At 59.7% G+C, this 8,669-nt stretch carries 8 protein-coding genes and 1 pseudogene; 5 read left to right on the forward strand and 4 right to left on the reverse strand.

Annotated elements, in window-relative coordinates:
• Positions 1-308 (reverse strand): annotated as a pseudogene (locus IGS51_RS17200) (hypothetical protein); the annotation flags it as partial.
• Between the two features lie 205 nt (positions 309-513).
• Between IGS51_RS17200 and IGS51_RS17205 the strand changes: the two are divergent.
• A complete protein-coding gene (locus tag IGS51_RS17205; protein ID WP_297080051.1) occupies positions 514-903 on the forward strand; it encodes a DUF1823 family protein in 390 nt (129 codons plus the stop codon).
• A gap of 50 nt (positions 904-953) precedes the next feature.
• Here the strand turns inward: IGS51_RS17205 and IGS51_RS17210 are convergent, their stop codons facing one another.
• Positions 954-1,799, reverse strand: coding sequence for a DUF2993 domain-containing protein (locus tag IGS51_RS17210; protein WP_297080044.1), 846 nt, complete (start codon positions 1,797-1,799; stop codon positions 954-956).
• Positions 1,800-2,005: 206 nt separating this feature from the next.
• Between IGS51_RS17210 and IGS51_RS17215 the strand changes: the two genes are divergently transcribed.
• The gene (locus IGS51_RS17215) at positions 2,006-3,868 is read left to right on the forward strand and encodes a glycosyltransferase family 39 protein (protein WP_297080045.1); all 1,863 of its coding nucleotides are present in this window, start codon (positions 2,006-2,008) and stop codon (positions 3,866-3,868) included.
• A 19-nt stretch (positions 3,869-3,887) separates the two neighbouring features.
• Here IGS51_RS17215 and IGS51_RS17220 read toward each other — a convergent pair whose 3' ends face one another.
• Positions 3,888-4,019, reverse strand: a complete 132-nt coding sequence (locus IGS51_RS17220; RefSeq protein WP_297080046.1) for a hypothetical protein — start codon at positions 4,017-4,019, stop codon at positions 3,888-3,890.
• Between the two features lie 101 nt (positions 4,020-4,120).
• Here IGS51_RS17220 and IGS51_RS17225 point away from each other — a divergent pair, with 101 nt between their 5' ends.
• The 3 genes from IGS51_RS17225 (at position 4,121) to dmeF (ending at position 7,228) form a co-directional block, all read left to right on the forward strand.
• Positions 4,121-4,324, forward strand: a complete 204-nt coding sequence (locus tag IGS51_RS17225; protein WP_297080047.1) for a hypothetical protein — start codon at positions 4,121-4,123, stop codon at positions 4,322-4,324.
• On the forward strand, positions 4,321-5,721 hold the full coding sequence (gene mgtE, locus IGS51_RS17230; RefSeq protein WP_297080048.1) for a magnesium transporter: 1,401 nt from the start codon (positions 4,321-4,323) through the stop codon (positions 5,719-5,721). The genes IGS51_RS17225 and mgtE overlap by 4 nt, the downstream gene beginning before the upstream one ends.
• 496 nt (positions 5,722-6,217) lie before the next feature.
• Positions 6,218-7,228, forward strand: coding sequence for a CDF family Co(II)/Ni(II) efflux transporter DmeF (gene dmeF, locus IGS51_RS17235; RefSeq protein ID WP_297080049.1), 1,011 nt, complete (start codon positions 6,218-6,220; stop codon positions 7,226-7,228).
• A gap of 59 nt (positions 7,229-7,287) precedes the next feature.
• Here the strand turns inward: dmeF and IGS51_RS17240 are convergent.
• The coding region (locus IGS51_RS17240; protein WP_297080050.1) for a helicase C-terminal domain-containing protein at positions 7,288-8,669 on the reverse strand (1,382 nt) is incomplete at its 5' end.

The raw sequence follows: 8,669 nt of genomic DNA on the forward strand, positions 1-8,669 counted from the left end.
ATCGGCGGCTGAATTGGTAAATTCGCAGGAGCTGACCCGATCGGCGGCTGAATTGGCAAGTTTACAGGACGCGATCCAATCGGCGGCTGAATCGGCAGGTTCGCAGGGGTTGACCCGATCGGCGGCGGCACAGTTGCGCCAACAGGACGCGACCCGATCGGCGGCGAAATGGGTCGATATTCGATTGGGTAAAGCGGCAGATTCGCAGAGGTCTGGTGTGCAGATGCCTGGGCGGGGGGAACAGGCTCCACGGGTGGCGACCACCCCTTCGGCGGCGGAATCTGGTAAGGGCCGTTAATCAATTCCACGGGATACCTCTGAAGAGATCTGATAAAGAGATCTGAAGCACTGCGCCGGGAAAGAAGCTGGGCGATCGCCCCTCTATCCCGACCTGCGAAACCCAACTTGCTAAACCCGACCTGCGAAACGCTGCAATGCGCTTCACTGCGTGTCATGATTTTTGCATATTTCGCAGACCGACTGCACCGACCGACGCAATTCGCCATCAGCGCCATGAGTGCTACAAATCTACCGCCCCTCACGGTCGAAACCGTGTGGGCCATCCTCAACGACACCCTCGACGATGCCACCGCCAATCGACTGGTGTGGCACTGCCTGGGCTATCGCCAGCGCGAAGACGGCTCCTGGGACACTGCCGCCGTATCCGAAGACTGGCGCAGCGCCTACCCAGAGCCGCCTGACTTTATCGACAGCCGCCCGGCCACCGTCAAGCTGACCCGCTCCATCGCGCCCGAAAACAAGCAGCTTTTGAAAGAGCAACTCGGCTTTGGTGGCTATAAGGTGGGCGAACTCGTGCCCCGCAAAACGCGCCGCGCCACGATCGCCAACTGGCTATTGGGCTATATGAAAGACCAGCAGACCGAGCAGCATCCCTCCGGCTAACCTGCCGCTATGCGGTTGGGCATTATTGGGGCAAAACTATTCGAGCAGAACTATTCGGGCACAACGTTGATCTTGCCGCGACAGACCAAGTGGCGATCGCCCAACTCCAGGTCTTGAATCTCTACATCGCTGCCCAACTCCAGCGCAAATCCGTCTAAATCGTGCAGTGCCAGTCCGCGCTTTGCCTTGGGCGTAGGCAGCCACTCCGGATTCACCAGATGAAGCTGCTGCCCATTCGTGGTGCGGAGTCCGGTGCGGATGATGAAGGGAACCGGACTGCCCTGATTGCTCGACACCAGCGCCGCACCCAGCGTCAACAGTCCTGGGGCAACTTTGGCGCGAAAGTCGTCCAGCAAAATCGGCGTTTTGCCATCCGGCGTGACCAGATCTGGCGCGGCTCCCGCCTTCAGCAAATTCAGCAGCAGATCGTTCACCACGCCTGCCAGCAGAGGCCCCTGGAGCGAGTCGTTCAGGTCTTGCTGCGACAGGCGCACTTCTGCCTGCACCGGGACGGCTCGCTCTAGCTGGAGCGGCTTGCCCCGCAAGATTTGCCGAAAGTTGACCTTGATGCCGCGACCGACCAGGGTGATGCGCTCCAGGTATAGCCCGCGATAGACCACGTTTCGCGCCGAAATCGTGACGCGGGGAATCAGACCCGTTAGCAACTGGCGATCGCCCCCCTCAATCAGCAAATTCAGGTCGTCTACGTGTTCCACCTGCGATCGCAGCCACAGCCGCAGCGCCGGAGTCAGAATCGTGCTGATGATATGGCTTTGGCGCGGCACAGGCAGGTTGCGATCCGGATCGGGCAAACTCGCCGGAGTCTGCGGATCGAGCGCCGGAGCCTCGTAGTCGGCCGTGGTCGGGTCAGAGGATTGCGGTTGAAAATGGGTCATCGGGCCTACAGATTCGCTTCCTCCAGTGTAGCGCCCGCGTCATCCCCCCCTTCTATCCACTCTATCCACACCAGAGTAGGGATTGCCCCACCTTTGAAGTTTGAGCCTAGGGCCCAGCCTGTACAACGGATTGAGGATGTACAGAAGGGGGGATGATGCGATGATGGGAACGGTATTTTTCCCCTCTTCCCCGCCTGCGCTGACCCATGACCTCGTTCGCGTTTCCCCGCCTCCGCCCCTGGCTCCAGCACCTCGACAAGCGCCCGACGCTGAAATGGGGGCTGGTGGCGGCGTGGCTGGGGCTGCTCTGCGGGTTGGGCTTCTTTTGGCAACTGGGCAACATTGGGCTGGTGGACGAAACCGAGCCGCTGTTTGCCGAAGCGACGCGCCAAATGGTGGAAACGGGCGACTGGATCACGCCGTACTTTAACGAAAAGCCTCGATTTGACAAGCCGCCGCTGATCTACTGGCTGATGGCGATCGCCTACAAAACGCTTGGGGTCAACGAATGGGCCGTCCGACTGCCCTCTGCCCTGTCTGCTGCGGCGCTGGTGGTCTTCGGCTTCTTCACCCTGCTGCGGTTTGGCTATTCCCGACCCGGCTTGTCTGCAAAGGCAGAGCAAGATGGTGAAGAGGCGATCGCCCCATCTCCGCCATCCGCCCCATCCCCGCCATCCCCCAAATTCCACTGGTTCCCGGCCGTCCTTGGCTCTGGGCTGATGGCGCTGAACTTGCAGACCATTGCCTGGGCGCGGACGGTCGTTTCGGATATGCTGCTGAGTGCCTGCGTGGGCGGGGCGCTGCTGGCGTTTTTCTGGGGCTATGCCGCGTCGCCAGATTCACTAAGGGCAAAAGAGCGCTGGTATCTGGCGTTTTTTGTGCTGTGTGGGCTGGGCGTGCTGACGAAGGGGCCCGTGGGCGTGGTGCTGCCGGGGGCGACGGTGGCGGCGTTTTTGCTGTATCTGGGCAACGGGCGAACCGTGCTGAGGGATATGCGCCCGGTGCGGGGCGGGCTGGTGTTTCTGGCGATCGCCCTGCCCTGGTATATCCTCGTCACCCTTGCCAATGGCGACAAGTTCATCGACTCCTTCTTTGGCTATCACAACGTCGAGCGCTTTACCCGCGTGGTGAACCAGCACCGTGCGCCCTGGTATTTCTACGTCGTGGTGCTGCTGGTGGGGTTTGCGCCCTATTCTGCACATTTGCCTGCGGCGATCGCCCGACTGCGGTTTTGGCGACGGTCGCGCTGGCAGGCAGAAGACCGCCGCACTCAGCTTGGGCTATTTGCGCTGATCTGGGCGGCGGTGATTTTTGGCTTTTTCACCATCGCCGTCACCAAGCTGCCCAGCTATGTGCTGCCGCTCTATCCGGCGATCGCCATTCTGGTTGCGCTGTTTTGGAGTGATCTGCTGCTGCATCGACCCCGCGCTGGCTGGGGCATGGCGCTAAGCCACGGGCTGAATTTGCTGCTGCTGGCGGCATTGGCAATCGCCAGCTACAACAGCGCCCCCTGGCTAGACAGCGACAACGCCGTGCGCGGACTGGAGGAAGCTATCACCGGGTCGGGGCTGCCCATCGTAGGCACGGGGATCTGGGGGTTGGCGCTGCTGGGGGCGATCGCCCTGCTAATCCGACGACAGGGGCGCTGGCTGTGGGGTGTAAACCTGGCGGCAATGGCGCTGACGCTGCTGCTGTTTGTGTTTCCGCTGATGGATATTCTGGACATTCATCGCCAACTGCCCCTGCGCCAGCTTGCCGCCGAAATTGTGGAACAGCAGCAGCCCGACGAGCCAATCATGATGGCGGGCTTGCACAAGCCGAGTCTGGTGTTTTATGGACATCGACCGATTTTCTTTGCCCAGCGCCAGGAAACGGCGATCGCCTACATTCGTCGCCAGTCTCGCGGCCAGGGCGATCCGTCGTCGATGCTGCTGGTGGGGCTAGGCTACAAAATCGAAGACCTGAACCTGCCACCCGACCGGATGACGCTGTTGGCCGAAGCGGGCAAGTATGACCTGGTGCGCCTGCAACTGCCCGTGGCGCTGCCGCCGCCACCCCAGTCCAACTAAACGCTTCCCAAAAATCTGCTCAGGATTTGCGGCCCCGATCTGCCCTTGCCAGAATCACCAGGGCCTTGTCGATGTCGCGGATTTTGATGCTCCACAGGGCAATGGGCAGGGATTTCAGCAGCGCTACTTCATCATCGGTGAGGTGGGTCATGGGTTATTCCTCTACCTTTGAATATATGCACTTATGAGTACCTTACCCCAATTCAAACATAAGGAAATAGCCTTGAATAGAGGCAAGCAGGGATTATTCGCGTGGTTACGAAGAAAAATCAGGTGACGATTTATCTATCCGACGAGATTCGAGACAAGATTAAGGCGATCGCCCCACTCGTTTTACCCACTCGTTCTACCCACTCGTTTTACACTGAGATAACAAGCGAGAGCCAGCGCGATCGCCCCAAATCATCTAGATCATCTGCCAGTCCTACCCCATCCCGCCTTTTCAAACACCCTTGACCGCTCTTAAAGACGAGTCTCCGTCGGGTTCCCCAAGCCTTTCCCAAACTGAGTTGCGGCCCATCGTGCGATCGCAACTCCAGCTATTGCTAGAAGCCAACAACCTGCCAGAAGCCAAAGCCCTGCTCGCGCCCGCACAGCCGGCCGACATTGCCGAAGCAATCGAGGATTTGCCCAACCCCCTCCAGGCAATCGCCTTTCGCCTGCTGCCCAAGGACGAAGCCATTGAGGTGTACGAATACCTCGACCTGGAGGTACAGCAATCGCTGATCGAAGAGTTTCGCGGCCAGGACGTGCTGGATATCGTGGAGCAGATGTCGCCCGACGACCGCGCCCGCCTGTTTGACGAGCTGCCCGCCAAGGTTGTGACGCGGCTCTTGTCGCAGCTCAGCCCCAAGGAGCGTGGCGCAACGGCCCTGCTGCTGGGCTATGAACCGGGCACCGCTGGGCGCATCATGACCCCCGAATACATTTCCCTAGAGGAAGGGTGGGACGCGACCCAGGCGCTCGCGCACATCCGCAGCCTCGCCCGCGCCAGCGAAATGATCTATTACCTCTACGTCACGGACGGCTCCCGGCGGCTGACGGGCATCCTCTCCCTGCGCGACCTGGTGGTGGCCCAGCCAGAGCAGACTATCGGCGACATCATGGTGCGCGAGGTGGTCAGCGTGCAAACTGACACGGCCCAAGAAGACGTGGCGCGGCTGATCCAGCGGTACGACTTTTTGGCGCTGCCCGTGGTGGATGCCGAGCGACGGCTGGTGGGCATCGTCACGGTAGACGATGTGCTGGACGTGCTGGAGGCTGAGGCCACGAAAGAGATCTACCAACTGGGCGGCGTGCAGTCGGGCGATGCCAGCTATTTTCAGACCAATCTGCTGACGGTGGCGCGGCGGCGGGTGGTGTGGCTGCTGGTGCTGCTGATTACCAACACGGGGACGAGTGCTGTGATTCGCAGCCAGCAGGACGTGCTAGAGCAGGTGGTGGCCCTGACGGCGTTTATCCCGCTGCTGATTGGCACAGGCGGCAACGTGGGCGCACAGTCGTCTACCGTCATCATTCGCGGGCTGAATACCGACGAACTGCGCTCCACCAAACCCTGGGCGATAATTGGACGAGAGGCGATCGCCGGGGCGTTTCTGGGCATCATGCTGGGCGCGGTGGTGCTGCTGTGGGCGTACATGTTGCAGGGAAATCTCGTAGTGGCGATCGCCGTCGGCACAAGTCTGGTGAGCATTTCCGTCCTGGCCTCGGTAGCGGGTTCCAGCCTGCCCTTCCTATTCCAGCGGCTGGGGTTCGACCCCGCCCTCATGTCGGCCCCGTTCATCACCACGTTTGTCGATGTCCTCGGCGTGATGATTTACTTAAACGTGGCCCGGCTGATCCTCAAGCTGTAGCGGGGTTGGAGATGAAGGGTTGATTCAGATGCCTCCGAATCGTCAGGGTTTTTAGAAGAACGGAATCTAGATACTGTTTCGGTAGTCAAGGTGCAGGACAAAGTTTGGTCGGCTCAAAGGACTGCTTGGAATGCAAAACACCATAGATGACCCGGAATGTTGATACCTAAACAAATCGTGGATGTCATCGGCGCACTCCTGGGGAAGGGGCGATTACACTCCCGATGCTATCCTTGTCAATCCGGGTTGGTTCATGACGCTGAACACCCGTTATACTGTCCACTCTGCCGTTGGCAATCTAAACTGAGGGCAGGAGGCTCTTTAATCTAGGCAGCGAGCTTTGTGCTTGAGGGCGTGTCCAGAGTTACTCCTGCTACTTCCAAAATACAAGGGCGATTTGGGTCATCTGGAGCAATCTATAAGCAACAGAAAATTGATAGGCTAAAGTCAAACTTGGTCGTAAGCTATAGAGATTTAGCTTGCTCTTGTGAGCGCTATGCACATTCACACCCTGGAACCCTGGCAACATCCGCACGACTTTTTGATCTGTCAGGATCGGGCAGAACACAAGACCCAAATTGTGCTGGTTCTGACTGCTGTCACGATGGTTGCTGAGATTGCAGCGGGAACCCTGTTTGGCTCGATGTCGCTGCTGGCCGATGGGTGGCACATGGCAACCCACGTTGCAGCGTTTGGAATTACGGTCTTCGCATACCAATACGCCCGGAAACAGGCCAACAATCCCCAATACACCTTTGGCACCGGGAAGGTTAGCGTGCTGGGTGGGTTTACGAGTGCGATCGCCCTGGCGGTGGTGGCGCTGCTGATGGCGATCGAGTCGGGATATCGGCTATTTCAGCCCCAGCAGATTCAGTTTAATGAAGCCCTCTGGGTGGCGCTGCTGGGGCTGGGGGTGAATTTGGTCAGCGCTGTGCTGTTGCAAGATTCCCACGATCATTCCCACGATCCTTCTCATAGCCATTCCCACGAGCCTGCGGCTCCTTCTCACCAGCCGCATCTTCCGCAGGAGACGGCGCCCTCGTCCCATACCGACCACAACCTGCGGGCTGCCTATGTTCACGTCCTGGCAGATGCGCTGACCTCGACGCTGGCGATCGCCGCCCTTTTAGCAGGCAAATTGGGAGGCTGGACTTGGCTCGATCCAATCATGGGCGTGGTCGGCGCAGTGGTGATTGCTCGATGGGCCAATAGTCTGATCCGAGAAACGGGGGTCATCTTGCTAGACGGCGCAGCCGATCGCAAGGTTCGGCTAGATCTGATCAGCGCCATCGAAGCCGATGCCGACAATCGGGTGGTCGATTTGCACGTGTGGAACGTCAGCCCGGTTCATCTAGCTGCCACCGTTGCGCTAGTCACCCACGATCCGCAGCCACCAGAGCATTACAAAAACCTGCTGAAACACATCCCCGCGCTCTCTCATGTCATCGTTGAAGTCAATCCCTGTCAGGGAGAGGTCTGCATGAGCCTGTCGTCTAAAGCGCTATGAGAGCGCTGTGAGGCTGTATCTCCGCCAGCCCAAACGCCTTTCAGTAAGTCAGTAAGCGGCTATTCCAGGATGCCCATGCCTTCGAGGTGTCGAAAGAGGCTGGCATCGAGGTAATTAATCCGGGCCAGGGGAGCTAGGGCGGCTAGAACTTGTTGGCCGTAGCTGCGGTAGTTTACACGGGTATCGAGCAGGGCAACCACGCCCTGGGACTCGCGGGCAGGGGCGATCGCCCGTTGCAGCTCACTCAGGGCTTCTGGCAGCAGATAGAGCCGAAACCAATCCTGGCGCTGCTGCTTATAGTAGGCGACGCGGCCAGACACCAGCGGCTCCTCCAGGGAGGGAATCGGCAGCGTGGTAATGACCAGCAGGCTGGGCGCGGGCAAGACGGCCTGCTGCTCTCGCCAAAACTCCCAGCCGCATACCAGAATGCCGCGCTCATCCAGACAGGTTTTTTCCACCTGCACGCGGGAGCCATACTCCGCCGCCAGTTGCGACCCAAGCTGCGATCGCAGCGGCACATCCCCCACCAGCACCACCGTCAATCCCTGCTGTGCTACGTTCGCCGCCAGCATGGCCCGCAGTTCGCTCATCAGCGCGGGCTGAAACTGGGGCGTGTTGGGCAGGGGAAAGCGATCGGGCAAGTAGAGGTGAATTAGCTCATGCTGGCGATCGGGCGAAAACTTGAGACAGGTCACGTCTTCCAGCCCAATGCGCTGGCGATAGATCTCTGCGTCGGTTTCTTGATCTACCGCTCCGCCCACCAGCACCACGGGCTGCTGGGTCCACACTGGGCGCAGGAGGTCTGCCAGATCTGCGGGCGCACAGGCGATCGCAAATTGACCCAGCCGACGGTTTACATCTGCCCAAAGCATCTGCCCTGGCTGCTGATAATGTTGCCAAAACTGTCGCCAAACATCTGGCAGGGCGGCTGTTTCTTCAGAAAGTTGCTGCGCCAGTTCGATCAGCACCTCTAGCTCGGTCGCATCCAGCAGATAGCGCTCGTAGGGATTTGCCGGATGCCGAAACAACTGGCGGGTCAGCCGCACTCGCGCATCTCGAATTTGCTCCGTTTGGCTGGGGCAGGCCAGCATCAGCGCATCCCAGTCGGCAGGGCGAAGCGTAATGGTTAACTCTTGGCGGGCCCAGCGCTCTAGGTCGTCTGCTCCGTCAAAAATGGTGGGCACGGCTGCGGGAAAGCGCCCCTCATTTTGGAGTCGATCGGTCAGCCAGGACTGGGGCGTAGTCAGCAGCAAGCCCTGAAACCCGTCTTGCGGGAGGCGATCGCCCGTCCGAATGGCCTTGGTTGCTGGAATCCACTGGCGCAACCGGGGAATCTCCACCATCAGCAGGCGCTGCTGCACCGCCTCCGGAGCCACCAGCACGGTTGCCTCTGTCCACAGCAGCGCGGGCATCAAATAGCTCAGCCGATAGCGCCCGTGAT

It is taken from the genome of Thermoleptolyngbya sp. M55_K2018_002 (assembly GCF_015295965.1).
Lineage (GTDB): Bacteria > Cyanobacteriota > Cyanobacteriia > Elainellales > Elainellaceae > Thermoleptolyngbya > Thermoleptolyngbya sichuanensis.

Bases quoted from the DNA above. Each gene is read 5' to 3' on its own strand.
- IGS51_RS17205 (WP_297080051.1), top strand. From the start codon at position 514: ATGAGTGCTACAAATCTACCGCCCCTCACGGTCGAAACCGTGTGGGCC.
- IGS51_RS17210 (WP_297080044.1), bottom strand. From the start codon at position 1,799: ATGACCCATTTTCAACCGCAATCCTCTGACCCGACCACGGCCGACTAC.
- IGS51_RS17215 (WP_297080045.1), top strand. From the start codon at position 2,006: ATGACCTCGTTCGCGTTTCCCCGCCTCCGCCCCTGGCTCCAGCACCTC.
- IGS51_RS17220 (WP_297080046.1), bottom strand. From the start codon at position 4,019: ATGACCCACCTCACCGATGATGAAGTAGCGCTGCTGAAATCCCTGCCC.
- dmeF (WP_297080049.1), top strand. From the start codon at position 6,218: ATGCACATTCACACCCTGGAACCCTGGCAACATCCGCACGACTTTTTG.